The following is a 20,304-nucleotide window of genomic DNA, read 5'->3' as shown; positions in this document are numbered from 1 at the left end:
CCGGCGTGCACGGGAGGAGACGCGGGGTGGCGCGAATCGCTCAGGACGCGCGACGCTGCTTCAGCTTGCGGCGTTCGCGCTCGCTGAGTCCGCCCCAGATGCCGAAGCGCTCGTCGTTCTGCAGCGCGTAGTCGAGGCATTCGCCGCGAACGTCGCAGGTCGTGCAGATCCGCTTGGCGTCGCGGGTCGATCCGCCCTTCTCCGGGAAGAAGGCCTCGGGGTCGGTCTGTGCGCACAGCGCATCCGCCTGCCAGGCGAGGGCGGTGTCTTCGTCGGTCGGGGCGGCACGACGGACGCCGGGGACGCCGAGATTGACCGGATCGACGAACCAGTTCTCGGGAACGCCGGAACGGTAACCCGTCATCTTGCTCTCCCACCTGTAGAACCTGACCGCTGAGCGGCTCGTCCCTAAATTACACCCGTGTCATTCGCTCCGGTCAAGTCGCAGATCGTAAACCCTCAACCCCTGAGTGAATGTTCTTGAGGCGCATCGGCGTGTCGCGAGGGTGGCGGAGCACCCGATCACCGGTGAATCGTCAGTGGGAGCGCCCGGGCTGCGCGACATAGACCGTACCGTGGCCGGAGAGCACCAGGGTCTCCTCATCGTCGGCGTAGGCCGCAGCACCCGAGACGAGGTCGACACGGACTCCCCCTGCGCGGACGGTCACCGCGCCCTCGGCGGCCAGGACGATGGCCGGACCGGAGAGGGCGACCCGGGCATCGGCACCATCGACCTCGACGCGCGTCAGCGCGAAGTCGGGAACGCCCGCATCGAAGAGCTCCCCCTCGTCGCCTCGCGTCGGCACGAGGACCGGAGCGGGTGCGGGTCGGGTGTCCACGACGCTCATGAGCTCGGGCACGTCGATGTGCTTGGGTGTCAGTCCGCCGCGGAGCACGTTGTCGCTCGCCGCCATGAGCTCGACTCCGAGGCCGTCCTGGTAGGCGTGCAGGACACCGGCCGGGGCGAAGACCGCCTCGCCCGTGCGGAGGACGACGAGGTTCATGAGGAGAGCAACGACGATCCCGGGGTCGCCGGGGAAGTCGCGGGTGATCGCCCGGAGCACGTCGATCTCCTCCGCGAAGTCCCGGGATTCGGCGCCGGCGAGCGCGGCCGACACATCCGCGACGATCGCCTCGCTCCGCCCCGAGAGGACGTCCTCGATCACCGTGCGGAGCGCAGCCGATTCGTCGGGCGCGTCCAGCGCCTCGCGGAGAGCCACGACGCCCGGCGCCGTTCCGAGCACCGACAGCAGCTCGCGGGTGCGCGCGACAGGGCGCAGCCCGACCAGGGCCCGGAAGCGCTCGCTCAGCGCGACGATGATCTCGGGCTTGTGGTTGTCATCGCGGTAGGTCCGCTCGGCCGCGTCGCGCGGGATGCCGGCGGCTTCCTCGCGCGCGAACCCCTCGACGGCCTCGGCGATCGAGGGATGGGCCTGGATGGACAGGGACGACGATGCCGCGAGGATCTTCAGCAGGTACGGCAACGGCGGCCGGCCGGCATCCGCTCGCACCTCGCTGAGCGTGCGGCCGTCGCCGACGCGGGCCGGGCTGCCGGGATGATCGCCGAACCAGACCTCCGCCTCCGGCCGTCCGTTCGGCTCCCGCCCCTGAAGGGCGGGAATGAGCGTCTCTGATCCCCAGGCGTAGTCACGGGGCGCGTTCGTCAGCGTCTCCAGCACGGTTCCAGCCTAGGTCCGCGCGATAGCCTGCTCTCACCATGGCCGTTCACACGAAGCATCCGCTCGCAGCGCCCCCGGCCGCGCCCGTGCGCGAGACGTCCGGGCACCTGCTGCTGCGGGGCTGGTGCATCTTCGTGATCGCGATGGCCCTGTCGGGGACGTCGCCGCTCGTCGCCTTCGGCCTCCCCGTGTCGACCGCGATCGGAATCGGGATCTTCGTCGTGTCGATCGTGATCTGGTTCGTGATCCGCCCGCGCATCCAATGGCGGCGCCTGCCCTGGTACGCCCTCGCCTACGCACTGTGGGGCCTGTCCTCCCTGATCTGGACCGCCTGGCCGGACACGTCGATTCCGACACTGACCCTCCTCGTCATCACGACCTCGCAGGCGCTGTTCGTCGGATCCGTGCTGACGTGGCGGGAACTCGTGCGGGCGATCGCGTCGGCCCTCAAGTGGATTCTCGCGCTCTCCGTGGCCTTCGAGCTGTGGGTGTCGCTCATCTGGGACGGCCCCATCCTGCCCGGCTTCGTCCGCCCCGCTCGCCCGGTCGACGACCCGATCGTGCTCTGGTCGCGCGACAACCTCTTCGACGGCGGTCGGATCCAGGGCGTCTTCGGCAACTCGAACGCGCTCGCCTACGTCGCGCTCCTCGGCGTGATCGTCTTCGCGATCCGCGTCGCCTCACGCGCGCCCCGCCGCCCCGCACTGGCACTGTGGATCGCCCTGTCGCTCTACCTCTTCTTCCGGGCGGGCTCGGCGACGGCGACGATCGCGGCCGCACTCGTCGTGGTCGTCCTCGCGACCGTCCTCCTCATGCGGACCACCACGCGCGCGGGCGAGCGGACGAGGTACTACGCCCTCTACGCCGTCGTCGCCGCGGGCGGCCTCGCCGCGGCTTGGTTCATCCGCGACGGCGTGTTCGCCGCACTGGGCCGCTCGAGCGACCTCACCGGCCGCGAATCCATCTGGGGGTCGGTCTGGGACCGGGCCTCGGAGCACCCGGTGATCGGCTGGGGTTTCGCGAGCCCGTGGATCCCGAGCGACCCCGCGTTCGACGGCTGGATCCTCGACCACGGCGTCAGCGTCATGCAGGCCCACAACATGTGGCTCGACGTCTTCCTCCAGCTCGGCGGGATCGGGGTGGCACTCCTCGCGGCCGCGTATCTCGCCTTCGTCTGGCGCTCGTGGTTCTTCGCCGTCGACCGTCCGCGCTGGGATCTCGTAGCGGACAGGCCCTACTCCCCCGTGACCCTTCTCCCGACCCTCACCGGAGCAGTGCTCCTCGTGCAGGGCCTGGCGGAGTCCACCCCCCTGCTCAGCTGGGGCTGGATGTTCCTCGTCATGTTCGCATTCAAGATCAAGCAGGCCCCCCTCGTGGGGCGCGGTGCGTCGGAGCAGCGGCTGATCGGCGAGCAGGGCGACCTGCCTGGCGAGCGATGAACGAGACTCGGGGCGCGGTCCTCGCCTTCCTGCGCTCCAGCGCCCTCGCCTCGGCATTCGCGGTGGCGACGATCGGCGCACTGTTCGCCACGCACGCGATCCGTCAGCTCATGGGCGACGCCGGGCACGGCGCCGTCACCACCGGCCTCTGCATCCTCGGCGCCGCGATGCTGGTGGCCCGCCGGCGCGAGCTGCGGATCTTCGAGATCATGCCGACGACGCTCCTGGTCCTCCTGATCTGGCTGCTGGCCTCGGTGTTCTGGAGCCCGTCGGTGCCGGCGACGCTGGTCGGCTGGCTCCAACTGGCCGGTCCCACCTTCCTCGCCGTCGTCGTCGCCCAGTTCCGGGACACCCTGCAGACCGTGCGAGCGACCGGCGACGTGCTCCGGTTCCTGCTGACCGCCTCCCTCGGGGTCGAGATCATGAGCGGGATCCTCCTCGACGGACCCATCCCCTTCCTCGGCGTGGCGGGGAACCTCGCCGAAGGAGGACCGATCCAGGGCGTCTTCGGCACGCGAACAGTGCTGGGCGTCGTCACGATGATCGCCCTCATCACCTTCCTGGTCGAGTGGCGGACCCGCTCGGTCCGTCCCGGGCTGTCGCTCTACTCCATCGTCCTAGCCGCGCTGCTCGGAGTGTTCACCGCATCCCCCATCGTGCTGGGGATGGCGGCGATCGCCGGCGCGGCGACGGCGACGCTCGCGGTCGTTCGCCGCGTGGCACCGCGCGTGCGTTCGACCCTGCAGTGGACCCTCGCCGGCGTGGTCGGGGTCGCTCTCCTGCTGGCCTACGTGTTCCGGCGGCCCCTCGTCTACTGGCTGAATGCGGAGCCCGACTTCCTCACCCGCTCGCGCCTGTGGAACGCGGTCCTCGACATCGCGGCCGTGCGGCCCGTGCAAGGGTGGGGCTGGGTCGGAACCTGGCCGGACACCCTGACGCCCTACTACTACATCCGCTTCGCCACCGCCTATCACCACGACTCCGCGCTCAACGCCTGGATGGACCTGCTGCTGCAGTCGGGAGCGGTCGGCGTGGTCCTCTTCCTCGCCTTCGCCGGCCTCGCGCTCGCCCGCTCGTGGATGACCGCGTCGGAGCGGCGCTCGACCGTCCACGTGTGGCCGGCGCTCGTGATCATCACCGTGCTCGCGGATTCGGTCGTGACGAGCTCACCGCTCGGCGGCTTCGGGTGGTTCCTCCTCGTCGTGTGCGCAACGCGGGCCTCCCTCCTCCGCGGGTGGCGGCACTGGTGGAGCTCGGAGGCCGCGCCGAGCGGCATCCCCCGACGCGAGCCGCCGCAGGCGGCCCCAGACGGCGCCGCATAGAATCGACCGATGCCCATTCCGCCATGGAGGTCCCCCGTGCGCGCTCTCCGCAGCGTCCTGCGACGAAGCGCCCTCCTCCAGCGGTGGCGGTTCCTGCCCTATATGGCCGCCTACGCGCTGGCCGCGAAGGCGACGACCGTGCAGCCCGGCCGCGTGCTCTTCCTCTCCGACTCCCGGTCCGGCTTCTCGGGGAACTTCGCGTTCCTCGAGGCCGAGCTGCGCCGCCAGGATCCGGACGCGCAGATCGTGGGGCTCTTCAAACGCAGCCTCCGTGCGCGCAGACCGCTCCGCGACGCGCTCCGCCTCCCCTGGGAGATCGCGCGCGCCCAGACGGTCGTCCTCGACGACTTCTACCCGCTGGTCTACCCGCTGACCCTTCGCAGCGAAACGCGCCTCGTGCAGGTGTGGCACGCCGCGGGAGCGTTCAAGAAGGTCGGCTGGAGCCGGGTCGGGATGCCGGGTGGCCCGCTGCCCGGGTCGCTCGCCCATCGCAACTACACCGATGTGGCCGTCAGCGCGGAGGGCGTCCGCTCGGACTACGCCGACGCCTTCGCCGTCGACGTCGAGCGTGTGCACGCCCTCGGAGTGCCCCGCACCGACGTGTTCTTCGACGCGGACGAGATCGCTGCGCGCGCCGGCGCCGTGCGCGAGAGGTGGGGTATCCGAGCGGATCAGAAGGTCGCCCTGTTCGCTCCCACGTTCCGCGGCAACGGTCAGCTGACGGCATCGTACGACATCGACGCGGTGCCCTGGGACGACCTCATGGCGGGCCTCGGCGACGACTGGACGGTCCTCGTCAAGATGCACCCGTTCGTCCCTCCCCTCGGCCGGCGTCTGCCCGCGCACCCGCGCCTTCTCGACGCCTCCGGGGAGCGCGAGCTCAACGACCTCCTGATGGCCGCCGACGTCCTGATCACCGACTACTCGTCCGCGATCTTCGAGTACTCGCTGCTGGGCCGTCCGCTCGTCTACTTCTGCCCCGACCTCGCCGAGTACACCGCCGGCCGGGACTTCTACCACCCGTTCGAGGACTACATCGCCGGTCCGCTGGTGACCGAGGGGGCCGCGCTCGGGGCCGCGATCCGCACCGCCACCGTCGGGGGCGACACGACGTCGTTCCGGGGGCGCTTCATGTCGGCCTGCGACGGCCGATCGAGCGAGCGCATCGTTCGGGAGCTCCTGCTCCGCCGCCGCGTCGAGCTGGTCGCCGAGCCCGTCGCCGCCGGCGGCACCCCCGAACCCACCCGCATCCGCGGTTCGGTGCACGTGCAGACCGCGATCGCGTGGGTCGCCCGCACCGGGCTCTCGCTCATCTACGGACCCCTCAAGCGGCTGCCCTCTCAGCGCAAGATCGTCATGATCAGCCGGGAACACCACACCGAGCCCGAAGACTTCGCCGACATCCGGACGGCCGTGCTCGCCCTCGATCCGACGGTTCAGGTCGTCTCGCTCGTCCGCATGGTGCCTCCCGGCATCCCGGGGAAGATCCGCTACGCGCTCCACATGCTCCGGCAGCTGTATCACGTGGCGACGGCGCGGGTGCTCGTCGTTGACACCTACGCGATCGTCGCGAGCGTGCTGCGACACAAGCCCGACCTCACCGTCGTGCAGATCTGGCACGCGCTGGGCGCGTTCAAGAAGTTCGGGCTCAGCATCCTCGGGCAGAGCGAAGGCCGTGACGCCCGCCTCGCCACGGCGATGCGCATGCACGCCGGCTACGACGTCGTCCTCGCCAGCGCCGAGGACTGCCGCGAACCCTACGCGGAGGCCTTCGGCGCCGATCCCGAGCGCATCGTCGTCGCTCCGCTCCCCCGCGTCGACCGCCTCCGCGATCCCGCCCGGCGCGCCGAGACCCGGGAGCGCATCTACACCGCGCACCCGCACCTGCGCGAGGCCCGCGTCGCGGTGTACGCCCCCACCTTCCGGCTCGACGGCGCGATGACCGTCGACGCGACCGCACTCGGCGAGGCGCTCGAGGCGATCGGCGTGCACACCGTGGTGAAGCTGCATCCGCTCGTCCACGCCGACCTCGGCGCCGTCGACACCGCGCCCGGCTTCTCGACGCAGGAGCTCCTCACCGTGGCGGACGTCTTCCTCACCGACTACTCCTCGGCCCTGTACGAGGCGGCCCTCCTCGACATCCCGACGTACTTCCTCGCCCCCGACCTCGACGAGTACCTCGCCTCCCGGGACTTCTACCTCGATTACCGCCGCGACCTGCCCGGCCCCATCCTCCGGACCGTCGACGAGACCGCCGCGGCGATCCGAGGCGGCAGAGCGGATGCCGCCGCGTCGGCCGCGTTCGGAGCCCGCTGGGTGCAGGTGCCCGGCGACGCCGCGCCGGCGGCGGGGGCGACGCCCTGCGCGGATGAGATCGCCCGGCTCGTCCTCGCCCGCGTGGGCGGCACGGTAGAGGCCCCCGGCCGCCCGTAGGATTGACGTGCGCGACAGGCACCAGGTCGCGCACCCCGTCCTCCGAGGAGTTCCCCAGTGAGCACACCCCGCACCGTCGCCGTCGTGCTCGCCGGAGGCATCGGCGTGCGCGTCGGGCTCGGCATCCCGAAGCAGCTCATCAAGATCGCCGGCAAAGCGATCGTCGAGCACACTCTCGAAGCGCTCGAAGCGAGTCCGGTGATCGACGAGATCATCATCATGATGAACGCGGTCGCGATCGACGAGCTCGATCATCTGCTCACGAGCGGCCGGTTCCCGAAGCTGACCCGCATCCTGCCGGGCGGCGAGACGCGCAACGACACGACGCAGCTCGCGATCGCCGCGATCGACGGCGATGACACCAAGGTGCTCTTCCACGATGCGGTGCGGCCCTTCATCGACGATCGCATCATCGAGGACTGCGTCCGGGCACTCGACTCCTACGACGCCGTCGACACGGCGATCCCGTCGGCCGACACCATCATCCAGGTCGGCGAAGACCGCCTCATCACCGGCATCCCGAATCGCTCGCTCCTGCGCCGCGGGCAGACCCCGCAGGCGTTCCGCCTCGCGACGATCCGCCGCGCGTACGAGATCGCCGCCACCGACCCGACGTTCACCGCGACCGACGACTGCGGTGTCGTGTTCACCTACCTCCCGGACGTGCCGATCTATGTGGTCGACGGCACCGCGGAGAACATGAAGGTCACCGAGCCCATCGACGTCCACATCGCCGACAAGCTCTTCCAGCTGCAGTCGGCGAGCCTCTCCCTGGAGAGCATGACCTCGGTTCCCGACCTCGCTGGCAAGAGCATCGTCATCTTCGGCGGCAGCTACGGCATCGGCGAGAGCATCGTCGAGCAGGCGCGTCGCGCCGGCGCGGTCGTGAGCGAGTTCTCCCGGTCGTCGACCGGAACCGACGTGAAGTCCGCGAAGGCCGTCCGCAAAGCGCTCGCGTCGGTCAAGAAGACCGTGGGGCGCATCGACGTGGTCATCGTGACGGCGGGCGTCCTGCGCATCGCCACGCTCGTCGACAGCTCGAAGCGCGACCTGAAGGACACGATCGAAGTGAACCTGATCGCGCCCGCGATCGTCGCGCGCGAAGCCTTCGGCCACCTGGTGGAGACCTCGGGCCAGGTCGTCCTGTTCACCTCGAGCTCCTACACGCGCGGCCGCGCCGGCTACAGCACGTACTCCGCGACCAAGGCCGGGGTCGTGAACCTCACGCAGGCCCTCGCCGAGGAGTGGGAGGAGGCGGGAGTCCGCATCAACTGCGTCAATCCGCAGCGCACTCGCACTCCGATGCGCACTCAGGCCTTCGGTGAGGAGCCGCTCGACTCACTGCTCGATCCCGCCGACGTCGCCCGTGTCACCCTCAACGTGGCGGCATCCGAGCTGACGGGCCAGATCGTGACCGTGCAGGTCGCCGCGATGCGCGACCTGACCCCGGGCGACGCGGTCTGACGCGGCCGGCGGATCAGCCGCCGATCTGATTGCGCTCGAGAACGTCGAAGAAGGCCCGGCAGACGTAGTAGTCCTCCGCGGTCGTGATCTTGATGTTCGAGCGCGGCCCGTCGACGCGGTAGAGGGTGTGCCCGTACCGGCGGAGCAGGCTGCAGGTGTCGATCGAGTCGTTCTCGCCGTCGGCGACAGCCTGGTCGTAGACCGACAGCGCCGTCTCGAGAAGGGCGCTCTGCGGCGCCTGAGCGACGTAGAGCAGGTCGCGCGGGATGACCTCGTCCACGGCGCCGTCCGACGACGAGATGATCGTCTCGTTGAACTTCGTGCTCGTGATGGCGGGGCCCTGGCTGCGGACGGTCGCGATGTTCGCCGTGATCACGTCGGCGTTGATGAGGGGGCGCACGCCGTCGTGCAGCAGCACGACCGTGTCGCCGGGCGCCTCGTTCGCCACGGCGCGGAGCGCGCGGTGGCGCGACTCCTGGCCCGTCGCGCCGCCGTCGACGATCCAGTTGACCTTCGTGAGCTCGTAGCGCGCCACGAGCCGCGCGAAGCGGTCACGCCACTGCGGCAGGATCGACACCGCGATGCGGTCGATCTCAGGGTGATCCTGGAAGTGCTGGATCGTGTGCACGATCAGCGGCGTGCCGTGGATCTCCAGGAACTGCTTCGGCAGCGTCGCCGAGGTCATGCGGGAACCGATCCCGCCGGCGAAAATGATGGCGATGTTCACGCGATCTCCTCTTCGGGCACGTCGTTCTCAGCGGAATCGACGGCCTCGTCTTCTCGGTCGGATTCGGGGCTTGGGCTCTCGGTGAGCGCGGTGGTGTCGGGATCGCCCAGGATGAGCCAGTCGATGACCCGGTCGGCGGCGCCGGTGTCGATGCGGTCGAAGTTCTCCGCCCGGAAGCGCGCGACCTTCTCCTGCTCGTACTCGCCGGTGCGGAGCGCGTCGATCACGTCGTCGAAGGTCATCGCCACCCTGCCGGGCGCGGTCTCGTCGTACTCGCGGTGGAAGCCGCGCGTCGCCGAGTAGTTCACCTTGTCGGGCGCGAAGAACAGCATCGGCCGATCGAGGAGGGAGAACTCGTAGATGATCGACGAGTAATCGGTGATCAGCACGTCGGTGACGTGGAGGAGGTTCAGCCCGTCGGAGAAGTGCGTGAAGTCGAAGAACCGGTCGCGGTACTCCTCAGGGATGTCGATCGGGTCCTTGACGAAGTGGTGCATGCGGAAGAGGACGACCGTGTCGTCGCCGCACATCTCGTAGAGGCCGTCGAAGTCGATCTGGTCGTAGTCGTAGAACGCGGTGTAGATCGACCGGCCCCGGAACGTCGGCGCGAACAGCACGATGCGCTTTCCGCGCAGGTGCGGGTGCTCCGCGTAGAACTCCTCGGTGAAGGCATCCCGGCGCACGGGATCGAGGAACCAGTCCACGCGCGGAAGACCGGTGGGGATGACCGCCTCTTCCTCGATGCCGAAGGCCTCGGCGTAGACGTGACGAAGGTGCTCCGAACCGGTGATCGCGAAGGTGTACTGCCGGTGCGGATGCCACAGCTTCGGCGATCCGAGGTTGCCGAAGCGGCTGTAACCCACGGATTTGAATCCGCTCCCGGCGTGCCAGAGCTGGATGACCTTCGTCTTCGGATCCATCTGCAGGCTCTTGAGGATGCCGAAGTAGTCGTCGAGGAGGACGATCTCGCTCGTCGCCAGGAGGTAGATGATGCGGATCGTGGTGCGCCAGCCACCCGAGCGTGGCAGGCGGAACGAGTACTTCAGGTCGAACCGGCGGTCGAGGCCGCGCTCGAACATCCGCTCCTGCACCCGGCGCAGGTTGCCCTCGATCGCCACCCTCTGATCGGAGGCGAAGAGGATGCGCCCCGGCTGGACTCCCACCCATCGGTTGACGGCGCGGTAGATGAGGCCGGCGTACTTCTGCTTCGCCCGGTCGCCCAGGGTGAGCTTCTTGAGGCGCTTGACGGGCCGGAATTTCTTGGGCTTCGGCCGCTCGCGGAACAGGTGGTAGGTCCGCATGAGGAAGTCGAGCCGGTCCAGATCGGCGGGGTTCTCCGCGATGCCGAAGGAGACGGTGAGGACGGCGCGGTTGCCGTCGTAGAGGAAGACCCGGGAGGCCTGGTCGAGATCGAGGAGCGCCGCTCCGTCGAACACCGCCGGCATGGCGCGCTCCCCGTGCGCATAGAGGACGATCCGCCAGGTGCCGTTGGGGATGCCCTGGCGGTCTGCGAACGTGGGGACGTTGACGCTGAGCTCGTACTGCCCGCCGCCGAGGTCGGTGAACGGCACCGGGCGTCGACGCTTTCCGTCGACGAGGCGGAAGGCGATCGCCGGCGCGGGCTCCTCGTCCTCTTCAGGCGCCAGGGGCTCCCACTCGCCGGTCTGCTCGACGTTGATGCGGATCGTGAGGAGAGCGCGCTCCCAGCTCATCCGCTCGACGGTCACGTGATAGGGCGGAACGGGACGCACGACCTGTTCGAGCTCGTCGGTGAACTCGAGGGACCCCCCGTTCGTGGATGCGGAGACCGACGCGTCGATCGTCATGACTGTCGCTCCTCGTGCCAGGCGATCGTGCGATCCACCCCGGACTCCAAGCCCACGTGCGGGCTCCAGCCGAGGCTCCGGAGCCGGGTGTCGTCGAGACCCTGACCCTTGACCGGGTTGTATGCCGACACGTCGACGCCCTCTCGGAAGCGCACCTGGAGCCCCTTCGCCGGTCGAGCGGCGGTGAAGGCCTCGGCGAGCTGGCGGATGCTGATGAAGCCGCCCCGGTCGGAGATGTTGTACGCCGTGCTCTCCCCGAGGAGGATCGCCGCGAACATGCCGGAGATGGCATCGGCGAGGTAGGTGTACGTGCGCCGGGCGCTGCCGTCGCTGTTGAGCGTGATGTCGCGACCGGCCAGCACGTCGGCGGTGAAGTCGGCCTGGACCCGGCCGTCGTCGAGAGCCATACCGGGCCCGTAGATGTGCCCGAAGCGGGCCACGGTGATGGGAACGCCGTACTGGGCGGAGTAGCTCACCGCGATCGTCTCGGCGGCGCGCTTGCCCTCGGTGTAGGAGGCGCGGGGCGTGAGGATGTCGACCGACCCGTAATCTCCCTCAGCGACGAGCGAGCCGTCGTCGGCGCGCTGCCCGTAGACCTCGGCCGACGACATCAGGACGAAGGGTGCGGCCCCCGACCGCACGCACAGGTCGAGGAGACCGAAGGCCCCGCTCACGTTCGCGCGGATCGTGTCGACCGGGCTGGCGGCGTGGAGGGAGGGCCGAGCCGGCGAGGCGCCGTGGATGACCATGTCGACCGTGCGGTCGAGCGAGATCTCCTTCGCCACATCACCGGCGACCAGCTCGAAGTCGGCGCGGTCCGCCACCGCCCCGAAGAAGCGGCGCGCTTTGTCCACGTCCCGGACCATCCCGAGGACGCGGATGCCGGCCGCGTCGCGCTCGTTGAGTGCCAGGAGCGTATAGACGGCGTAGGCGGGGATCATCCCGCCGGCACCCGACACCAGGATCGTCTTGCCGGCGAGGTCCGCCCAGGGCAGCGGGCGGGCCAGGATCTCCGCGAGGTCGCGGTCGACGACGGAGCTTCCTGTCACCGTCACATCGACGCTCGTCGGGGTCGCATCGGCATCCGCCGGAGTGTGGGTCGACATCTGAGCGATTCTACGTCACCACCCGCTCACCGCCGGGGAGATCCGCCGCCCAGCCGGCGACGCAGCCCTCGGATCACGCGCCCTCCCAGCCGGCGCGCTCGACGCACGCCCGAACGCAGCACTCGCTCCGGAAGACCGCGTCCGGCGGGCGACGCGCCCACCCGATGCTTCCGGTAGGACTGATAGATGCGTCGCAGCTTGTTCTGCACCCGCTCGCGGTAGAGCGAGGCGGAGGTGCCGGGGTACGGCGGGAGCTTCGCCGGCAGCTCGTCAGGCGACCAGGCACGGGCGTCTCCATCGGGGGCGACGACGCTCCCGAGCGCCTCGAACAGCGCCGCGTAGACCGTGTGCAGGTACACCGGGTCCTTGCGGACGCCCTCCCGCATGGCGGTGGCCAGAGCGGAGACGGCCTTCGCCGCCGTCCAGTCCTTCCGCTCGAGTGCGCGCCCGCCGTATCCCACCGCGCGGTAGAAGTCGGGCACCTTCGGATTCCACGAGAGGCCGACGGACGGGATGCCGTAGGCGAACGCCGTGATGCTCGCGTGAAGACGGAAGGCGATGACACCGACCGACGCCCGGAGTTCGGCGACCAGTTCCTCGGGCGAGTTCACGGTGTGGACGACCTTGCCCTTCGGGATTCGCTCCGCTCGAACGAACGCATCGAGGAACATCTCGTCGGCGAAGTGCCCCGTCGTGAGCAGGCGGTAGTCGTAGCCGCGCTTGGTGATGAGGGCGATCGCCTCCCGCCAGAACGTTCGCTGCTCCTTCTCGGAGAAGGGCACCCCGTTCGCCTGAGCGAGCCCCTGCCGGGTGACCACCAGCGCGATGCGGGGTCGCGCCGTACTCGGCGCCGCCGGGGGTGCACCGAAGACGACGTCCGCATACACGGCGGGGTCGGCGACGCGGGCAGTCGGGATGTCCGCGCCCGCGACGAAGCGCGAGAGCGAGTCCAGATCGTCGCGGGTCGTGATCTGACGAACGGTGGACGCGGCGAGCGCCGCGCGGAGCCGCTCCGCACGGGCATCGCCCTCGTGGAACTTCTCGATGCCGATGGACGAGAAGATGACCGGGACGCCGTACTCCGCGGCGAGCTCGAGCGTCGTGATGGTTCGCCGGTAGAACTGCTGGTAGCGGTAGTTGAACACCGGCGCGCCGCCGAAGACGATGACGTCGGCGGCCTTGATCGTCTTCCTGGCGTCAGCGAGGAGCGTCGGATCCGCGGTGTCCAGGTAGGCCTGGGGGATCATCCCCGCGGCGCGGCTGTTCACCGAGACGTCGCCCTCCGGGACTCCGAGGTTCGTCAGCGCTGCGCGGATGAGGGACATGGCCGTCGCCTCGATGATCTGATCCCCGACGTTGTCGGAGTCGCGGTTGGTGAGCAGCAGAACCCGGGCGGAGCGAGGAGCCGGTGCCTTCCGTGCCGGCGCCAGCCGAGGCGCACCGTCCTCATCGAGGGTGAAGTCCCACCCGGCAGGGCCGCCGGGCACGCGGTCGCCGATGAGCAGAGTGGCCCCGGGCGCCGGGGACACCACCGACAGCGACGCCGCCCCGTCCTCGATCCGCAGAGTCGCAGAGGTCTCGCCCAAGGCGCCGTCACTCGACCGGAAGGCGACGGTCGTCTCGACCTCGCCCGCTCCATCGTGTGTGCCCGAGAGGTCGAGGCGGAGGACCCCTCCCTCGTCGAGGGAGGGGTGCGAGGGCGAAAGCCGTCGCACCGCTTCGACCGCGCCGTCGACGAAGATCGTCGCGGCGCCGCCGTCGTTCGGGTAGAGGAGGTGCAGCCGGCCCCGCGCGACCGTGACGGTGGCGGGGAGGGTGCTCTTCATGGCCCGGTGGTTCACCGTGCCGCCCAGCTGGCACCGGACGAAGAGGTCCTGATACCCCGCCGAGAGCGGCGAGCCCATGGCTGCCGACTCCGGGTCCACCGTCCCCGTGAACGGCGCGGAGACGCGGGTTCCCGAGGGAGCGGCATCCACCTCCACCGAGTGCTCGGTCGGCGTCAACCAGACCACACGCGTCGAGCGGTCGCGTACCGAGAGATCCGCTGCCGCCGCCTGCACTTCGGCCGTGGCGTCCGCGAGCGAGGCGGGCAGCGTGTTCTTGACGTCGTCGGGGAGCAGCGTATCCACGCGCTCACCAGAGACTCTGAGCGGGAGGGATGCCTTCTCCTTCGTCGTCCACTCCGCCTTTCCGGCGACGTGGAGGATGCCGTCGCGCCACGTCAGTGACGTCGCCTCGGTCTCGCCGACCGGATGCGTGTCCGCTCGGCAGAGCGTCTCCATCGCCGTGCGGTCACCGTCTCGAAGCAGCTCCGCCCTGCGGCGACGATACTGCGGGAGGTCGCCGTCGAAGCGGCTCAGGTCGTAGTCGGCCTGGACCCGACGGCTCTGCTCGAAGATGAAGATGCGCTCACTCTCGGGCCGCTTCGCGTACCCGTCGTCGAACATCCCGAGGATCCGCACCGCGTATTGGTGGGACAGGAGGAGTTCGCGCTGCGCGACGAGGTGTTCCTCCGACAGCTGCTCGACCGTCCAGTCGAGAAGGCGCCCCATCATCGACCACCAGAGTTCGGATGCCCGCACGAAGAGAGTGGACCCGCTCCCCTTCGTCTTCACCCAGTGATAGAACGGCACGCTCGCGAGGGTCGAGACCACCTGAGCGTGGCGGGCGACCTCGATGTTGAAGAACTGGTCCTCCCACAGCACCTTCCGCCCCTCGGGGAAGCGGATCGCGTGCTCCAGAAGGAACTCACGGCGATACAGCTTGTGAGGGTTCATGGGAACGAGCGGGTGGTGGTCGGTGCGTCCGATCGACTGCGCCTCGTCGCGGCGGTATGTCTCGAGCCCCCAGTGCGGCGTGTGCGTGTACGACTCCTTGCCGTTCAGGACGTCGGCGTCGTTGGCGCGAGCGAACTCGTACCCCGCCCGGAGGGCGTCGGGATAGAGCTCGTCGTCGTGGTCCATGAACAGCACGTAGTCGCCGCGGGCGACGTCGATGCCGATGTTCCGAGGGCGGGACGGCCACCCGGAGTTCTCGATCCGGCGCGCACTCACGTGGGGGCGCGCACCGGCGATCACCTGGAGACGATCGAAAGTGTCGTCCGTCGAGCCGTCGTCGATGAAGAGAACCTCGACGTGCTTCGGATCGAGCGTCTGGGCGTCGAGAGACGCGACCAGGCGCTCGAGGCCGTCGACGGGTGAGTTGTAGGTCGGGATCACGATGGAGACATACGGCACGGGCCCACGATACGTCCGCCGGCGGACTTTCGCCCGGATGGCCCGCAGAACGGCGTCCGTGCGAGCCCGCCCGGTATGGAACGATGGCCCTATGAAGGGGATCATCCTTGCAGGCGGCTCAGGAACCAGGCTCCACCCGTTGACCTTGGGGGTGTCGAAGCAACTGATCCCGGTCTATGACAAGCCGATGGTCTACTACCCGTTGTCGACCCTCATGCTGGCGGGCATCAGGGACATCCTGATCATCACCACCCCGCACGACGCCCCCTTCTTCGAGCGCCTGCTCGGCGACGGGTCGCAGTTCGGGGTCACCCTGAGCTTCGCCCAGCAGCCGTCCCCCGACGGCCTCGCGCAGGCGTTCACGATCGGTGCGGACTTCATCGGCGACGACAAGGTCGCCCTGGTCCTCGGCGACAACCTGCTGTACGGCCCGAGCCTCGGCCGCCAGCTGAAGCAGTACGCCGACGTCGACGGCGGCGCCGTCTTCGCGTACTGGGTCGCCTCGCCCGAGGCCTACGGCGTCGTCGAGTTCGACGCCGACGGGCGCGCGGTGTCCCTCGAGGAGAAGCCCGCCGCGCCCAAGAGCAACTACGCCGTCCCCGGGCTGTACTTCTACGACAACGATGTCGTCGAGATCGCGCGGAACCTCTCGCCGTCGCCCCGGGGCGAGTACGAGATCACGGATGTGAACCGGGCCTACCTCGAGCGAGGAACCCTCGCCGTGGAGGTCCTCCCCCGCGGAACCGCGTGGCTCGACACCGGCACGTTCGACGACATGACCGACGCTGCGGAGTATGTCCGGACGATGCAGCGGCGTACGGGCATGTCCATCGGCGTGCCCGAGGAGGTCGCGTGGCGTCAGGGCTTCCTGAGCGACGACGAACTCCGCGTCCGCGCCGAAAAACTTGTCAAGAGCGGATACGGCACGTACCTGCTGCAGTGCCTGGAAAGAGGACGTTGATGGCCCACCTTCTCGTGACCGGCGGCGCCGGCTTCATCGGTTCGAACTTCGTCCACCACGTGGTCGAGCACACCGATCACACCGTGACCGTGCTCGACAAGATGACGTACGCGGGCAACGAGGCGTCCCTCGCCTCCCTGCCCGAAGACCGGGTGCGCCTCGTCGTCGGAGACATCGCCGATGCGGAGCTCGTCGACGGACTGTTCGAAAAAGCGGATGCCGTCGTGCACTACGCCGCCGAATCGCACAACGACAACTCGCTGCACGACCCGCGGCCGTTCCTCGACACGAACATCATCGGGACGTACACGCTGCTCGAAGCGGCCCGTCGTCACGACACCCGCTTCCACCACATCTCCACCGACGAGGTGTACGGCGACCTCGAGCTCGACGACCCGGCACGGTTCACGGAGGACACCCCCTACAACCCGTCGTCGCCCTACTCGTCGACGAAGGCCGGCAGCGACCTGCTCGTCCGCGCCTGGGTGCGCTCGTTCGGCGTCCGCGCGACGATCAGCAACTGCTCGAACAACTACGGGCCGTTCCAGCACGTCGAGAAGTTCATCCCGCGTCAGATCACGAACGTGATCCGCGGCATCCGTCCCAAGCTCTACGGCAAGGGCGAGAACGTCCGCGACTGGATCCACGCCGATGACCACTCGTCGGCGGTCCTCACGATCCTCGACAAGGGCGAGATCGGCGAGACCTACCTGATCGGTGCAGACGGCGAGAAGGACAACAAGTCCGTCGTCGAGCTCATCCTCACCCTCAGCGGCCAGTCGCCCGACGCCTACGATCACGTCACCGACCGCGCCGGACACGACCTCCGCTACGCGATCGACTCCACGAAGCTGCGCACCGAGCTGGGGTGGCGCCCCTCGTACCAGGACTTCGAGGCCGGCCTCGCCGCGACGATCGACTGGTACCGCCGGAACGAGTCGTGGTGGGCGCCCACGAAGGATGGCGTCGAGGCGTTCTACGCGTCGAAGGGACAGTGAGCGTGACCGAGTTCGGCAAGCAGCTGCAGTCCATCGAGACGACCATCCCCGGGCTGACGCTCTGGGAGCTCCCCGTCCACGGCGACAGCCGCGGATGGTTCAAGGAGAACTGGCAGCGCGAGAAGATGACCGGGCTCGGCCTGGACGACTTCGGTCCAGTGCAGAACAACGTGTCGTTCAACGATGCCGTGGGCACGACCCGCGGCATCCACGCCGAGCCCTGGGACAAGTGGGTCTCCGTCGCCACCGGCCGAATCTTCGGCGCGTGGGTCGACCTCCGCGAAGGCCCGAGCTTCGGCGCCGTGTTCACGGCCGAGATCGACCCCTCCCGGGCGATCTTCGTGCCGCGCGGCGTGGGCAACTCGTACCAGACACTCGAGCCCGACACGGCCTACACCTACCTGGTGAACGACCACTGGTCGCCCGACGCGAGCTACTCGTTCCTCAACCTCGCTGACGAGACCGCGGCGATCGACTGGCCGATTCCGCTGGCCGAGGTCGAGATCTCCCCGAAGGACCTCGCCCACCCGCGTCTGGCGGACGTCGTGCCGATCTCCGCCAAGAAGACACTGGTGGTCGGCGCCGGCGGTCAGCTGGGGCTCGCCGTGCGCGCCGCCTACGAGGGCGTGCCGACCGTCGAATTCGCGACGCGGGCGGACCTCGACCTGACGTCCGACCTCTCGGGCGCGCGCCGTTGGCGCGACTACGGCACGATCGTGAACGCCGCCGCGTACACGGCCGTCGACGCCGCGGAGACCGACCGCGCCGGCGCGTGGAGCGCCAACGTCGCGGCAGTGGCGCAGCTCGCCCGGATCGCGACAGCCCACGGCATCACCCTCGTCCATGTCTCGAGCGACTACGTCTTCGACGGCGCGTCCGACGAGCCCTACCGCGAAGACCATGCGTTCGCTCCGCTGGGCGTCTACGGGCAGACGAAGGCCGCTGCGGATGCCGCGGTGTCCACCGTGCCGAAGCACTACATCGTCCGCACCTCCTGGGTCATCGGCGAGGGCAAGAACTTCGTCCGCACGATGGCCTCCCTCGCGGAACGCGGCATCGACCCGGCCGTGGTCGACGACCAGATCGGGCGCCTGACCTTCACGGACGAGATCGCCCGCGGCATCCGCCATCTGATCGACAGCGGTGCCCCCTTCGGCACGTACAACCTCACCGGAGCGGGCGAGCCCGCCTCGTGGGCGGACATCGCGGCCGACGTCTTCACCCTCGGCGGGCACGAAGGCTCCCGTGTGTCGGGCGTGAGCACCGACGAGTACTTCGCGAAGGCGGCCGGCCCGGTCTCGCCGCGTCCTCGGTGGTCGGTCCTCGACCTCGGCAAGATCGAGTCGGTCGGCTTCACACCCGCCGACTTCCGCGAGTCGCTGCGGTCCTACCTCGCCTGAACGGTCCCCTTCCGGGCCCCCAGGGGCCCGGAAGGGACGACTCACTGCTTCTCGAGGATCTCCAGGGCTTCGTCGATGGGCCCGTCGAACACGACGTTGCCCTTCCGGATCACAATGCCGCGCGAGCACAGCTCCTTGACCTGACCCTTGCTGTGGCTGACCACCATCATGGTGACGCCGCGCTCGGCCAGCTCCTTGAGCTTGATGTTGCACTTGGCGCGGAACGGCGCATCGCCGACCGCGAGGACCTCGTCGACCAGCAGCACATCGAGCTCCACGTGGATGGCGACGCTGAACGCCAGACGCATGAACATGCCCGACGAGTAGTGCTTGACCTCCTGGTCGATGAAGTCGCCGATCTCGCTGAAGGCGACGATCTCATCGAAGCGGGCCTTCGTCTCCTTCTCGCTCATCCCGAGGATGGCCGCGTTCAAGAAGACGTTCTCGCGGCCGGTGAGGTCGGGGTGGAACCCCGCGCCGACCTCGATGAGACCGGCGACCTTGCCGCGCGTGAGCACGCGTCCCTCATCGGGCTCGAGCACACCGGAGACGAGCTTGAGGGTCGTCGACTTGCCCGAGCCGTTGAGACCCATGACGGCCACAGACTCGCCCTCGCCGATGCTGAAGGACACGTCGTTCAGGGCGTGGAACTGCTTGGCCCGCACGGGCTTGCCGCGGACCGTGTTGATGAAGGCATCCTTCAGCGAGCGCGTGCTGCGCTTGTTGAACCACTTCGACACGTGGTCGACGATGATGCGGGGCTGATTCTCAAACGACGTAGACATCACAGATCCTGAGCAAAGCTGCGCTCGAAGCGCCGGAAGACGAACTGGCCGACGACCAGAGAGAAGACGATGACGCCGATCGCGGCGACCACGTGCCACTCGAACGACGGCGGCCATGCGAGGTTGTCCGGGGCGGGCTGGGCCGACGTGACCGCCGGCAGAGAGCCCCAGAACGCGTGGTGGTAGAACTCGACGGCCACCGCGAGCGGGTTGGCCATGTACAGGTCGAACAGCCACGGGATGCCGTGGTCGGTCGCGACATTGCGGACCATCGACCACGTGTAGAGGATCGGTACCGACCAGGTGGCGATCGTCCGGATGATCTCGACGAAGTTGCTCGCGTCGCGGAACCGCACGTTGATCGCGGAGAAGAAGAGACCGAGTCCCATCACGAACCCGACCACCATCAGGATGCCGGCGATCGCGAAGCCCAGGGAGGCGAACGAGGGCAGCCAGCCGAAGAGCAGGCTCACGACGAGCAGGACCGCCAGCTGCGGGAGGAAGTGCGTGAAGGTCCCGATGATCGCGGCGAGCGGGAAGAGCTCGCGCGGGAGATAGATCTTCCGGACGAGAGCCCTGTTGCTCACGATCGAGCTCGTCGCCGCCGACATCGTGTCGTTGAACAGGTTGACGAGGACGAGCCCGCTGAACAGGTACAGCGGGAAGGCCGGAACCCGGTCGTGCAGGCCGAGGATCTGACCGACGACGAGGTAGTAGACGAGGAACTGGATCGTCGGTCGCACGTACGACCAGAACCAGCCGAGCACCGAGTTGCGGTAGCGCAGAGACGTGCTCTTGCCGATCAGAAGACGCAGCAGATATCGGTACTCGAAGACATCGAGGATGCCTCGTCCACGCCCCGGCGTATCGAAGGCGCTGTAGTCGATCTGTGTCACAAGGTTCCTAGCGGTGTCGTGATCCCGTGCCG

General features: G+C 68.8%; 15 protein-coding genes. 7 read left to right on the top strand and 8 right to left on the bottom strand.

The features are described from left to right. Window positions 1-40: 40 nt before the first annotated feature. The gene (locus ACJJV7_RS06285) at window positions 41-364 is read right to left on the bottom strand and encodes a WhiB family transcriptional regulator (protein WP_405373203.1); all 324 of its coding nucleotides are present in this window, start codon (window positions 362-364) and stop codon (window positions 41-43) included. 172 nt (window positions 365-536) lie between these two features. After that, on the bottom strand, window positions 537-1,679 hold the full coding sequence (manA, locus tag ACJJV7_RS06280; protein ID WP_405373201.1) for a mannose-6-phosphate isomerase, class I: 1,143 nt from the start codon (window positions 1,677-1,679) through the stop codon (window positions 537-539). 38 nt (window positions 1,680-1,717) lie between these two features. On the opposite strand from manA, the gene ACJJV7_RS06275 reads away from it, so the two are divergent. Genes ACJJV7_RS06275 through ACJJV7_RS06260 form a run of 4 tightly spaced genes read left to right on the top strand, consistent with a single transcriptional unit; the run spans window position 1,718 to window position 8,337 of the window. Beyond that, window positions 1,718-3,118, top strand: a complete 1,401-nt coding sequence (locus ACJJV7_RS06275) for an O-antigen ligase family protein (protein ID WP_405373199.1) — start codon at window positions 1,718-1,720, stop codon at window positions 3,116-3,118. After that, the gene (locus ACJJV7_RS06270) at window positions 3,115-4,440 is read left to right on the top strand and encodes an O-antigen ligase family protein (RefSeq protein ID WP_405373197.1); all 1,326 of its coding nucleotides are present in this window, start codon (window positions 3,115-3,117) and stop codon (window positions 4,438-4,440) included. Before ACJJV7_RS06275 ends, ACJJV7_RS06270 begins: the two co-directional genes overlap by 4 nt. Window positions 4,441-4,449: 9 nt before the next feature. Beyond that, window positions 4,450-6,873 carry a CDP-glycerol glycerophosphotransferase family protein gene (locus tag ACJJV7_RS06265; protein WP_405467831.1) on the top strand — a complete coding sequence of 808 codons (2,424 nt, stop codon included), beginning with the start codon at window positions 4,450-4,452 and terminating at the stop codon, window positions 6,871-6,873. Between the two features lie 57 nt (window positions 6,874-6,930). After that, window positions 6,931-8,337, top strand: coding sequence for an SDR family NAD(P)-dependent oxidoreductase (locus tag ACJJV7_RS06260; RefSeq protein WP_405373193.1), 1,407 nt, complete (start codon window positions 6,931-6,933; stop codon window positions 8,335-8,337). Window positions 8,338-8,350: 13 nt separating this feature from the next. Here ACJJV7_RS06260 and ACJJV7_RS06255 read toward each other — a convergent pair whose 3' ends face one another. The 4 genes from ACJJV7_RS06255 to ACJJV7_RS06240 are packed head-to-tail and all read right to left on the bottom strand — an operon-like array spanning window position 8,351 to window position 15,232. Continuing rightward, complete coding sequence (locus ACJJV7_RS06255; RefSeq protein ID WP_405373191.1) at window positions 8,351-9,064, bottom strand: 2-C-methyl-D-erythritol 4-phosphate cytidylyltransferase; 714 nt, start codon at window positions 9,062-9,064, stop codon at window positions 8,351-8,353. Then, window positions 9,061-10,890, bottom strand: a complete 1,830-nt coding sequence (locus ACJJV7_RS06250; RefSeq protein ID WP_405373189.1) for a CDP-glycerol glycerophosphotransferase family protein — start codon at window positions 10,888-10,890, stop codon at window positions 9,061-9,063. Before ACJJV7_RS06250 ends, ACJJV7_RS06255 begins: the two co-directional genes overlap by 4 nt. Beyond that, complete coding sequence (locus ACJJV7_RS06245) at window positions 10,887-11,996, bottom strand: NAD-dependent epimerase/dehydratase family protein (protein WP_405373188.1); 1,110 nt, start codon at window positions 11,994-11,996, stop codon at window positions 10,887-10,889. Before ACJJV7_RS06245 ends, ACJJV7_RS06250 begins: the two co-directional genes overlap by 4 nt. Before the next feature lie 26 nt (window positions 11,997-12,022). Further along, window positions 12,023-15,232 carry a glycosyltransferase gene (locus tag ACJJV7_RS06240; RefSeq protein WP_405373187.1) on the bottom strand — a complete coding sequence of 1,070 codons (3,210 nt, stop codon included), beginning with the start codon at window positions 15,230-15,232 and terminating at the stop codon, window positions 12,023-12,025. 91 nt (window positions 15,233-15,323) lie between these two features. Here ACJJV7_RS06240 and rfbA point away from each other — a divergent pair, with 91 nt between their 5' ends. The 3 genes from rfbA to ACJJV7_RS06225 are packed head-to-tail and all read left to right on the top strand — an operon-like array spanning window position 15,324 to window position 18,591. Continuing rightward, a complete protein-coding gene (rfbA, locus tag ACJJV7_RS06235; protein WP_405373185.1) occupies window positions 15,324-16,193 on the top strand; it encodes a glucose-1-phosphate thymidylyltransferase RfbA in 870 nt (289 codons plus the stop codon). After that, on the top strand, window positions 16,193-17,191 hold the full coding sequence (gene rfbB, locus ACJJV7_RS06230) for a dTDP-glucose 4,6-dehydratase (RefSeq protein ID WP_405373184.1): 999 nt from the start codon (window positions 16,193-16,195) through the stop codon (window positions 17,189-17,191). The genes rfbA and rfbB overlap by 1 nt, the downstream gene beginning before the upstream one ends. Beyond that, window positions 17,188-18,591, top strand: a complete 1,404-nt coding sequence (locus ACJJV7_RS06225; protein ID WP_405373182.1) for a sugar nucleotide-binding protein — start codon at window positions 17,188-17,190, stop codon at window positions 18,589-18,591. The genes rfbB and ACJJV7_RS06225 overlap by 4 nt, the downstream gene beginning before the upstream one ends. 41 nt (window positions 18,592-18,632) lie before the next feature. Here ACJJV7_RS06225 and ACJJV7_RS06220 read toward each other — a convergent pair whose 3' ends face one another. Both ACJJV7_RS06220 and ACJJV7_RS06215 read right to left on the bottom strand, forming a co-directional pair. Then, complete coding sequence (locus ACJJV7_RS06220) at window positions 18,633-19,376, bottom strand: ABC transporter ATP-binding protein (RefSeq protein ID WP_405373180.1); 744 nt, start codon at window positions 19,374-19,376, stop codon at window positions 18,633-18,635. Then, entirely contained in the window at window positions 19,376-20,272 is an 897-nt protein-coding gene (locus tag ACJJV7_RS06215) for an ABC transporter permease (protein WP_405373178.1), read from the bottom strand. Before ACJJV7_RS06215 ends, ACJJV7_RS06220 begins: the two co-directional genes overlap by 1 nt. Between the last annotated feature and the right edge of the window lie 32 nt (window positions 20,273-20,304).

The sequence above is a fragment of the Microbacterium sp. Ld4 genome, assembly GCF_045066555.1.
Classification (GTDB): domain Bacteria; phylum Actinomycetota; class Actinomycetes; order Actinomycetales; family Microbacteriaceae; genus Microbacterium.
This window is presented reverse-complemented; position numbering and strand designations above follow the sequence as displayed.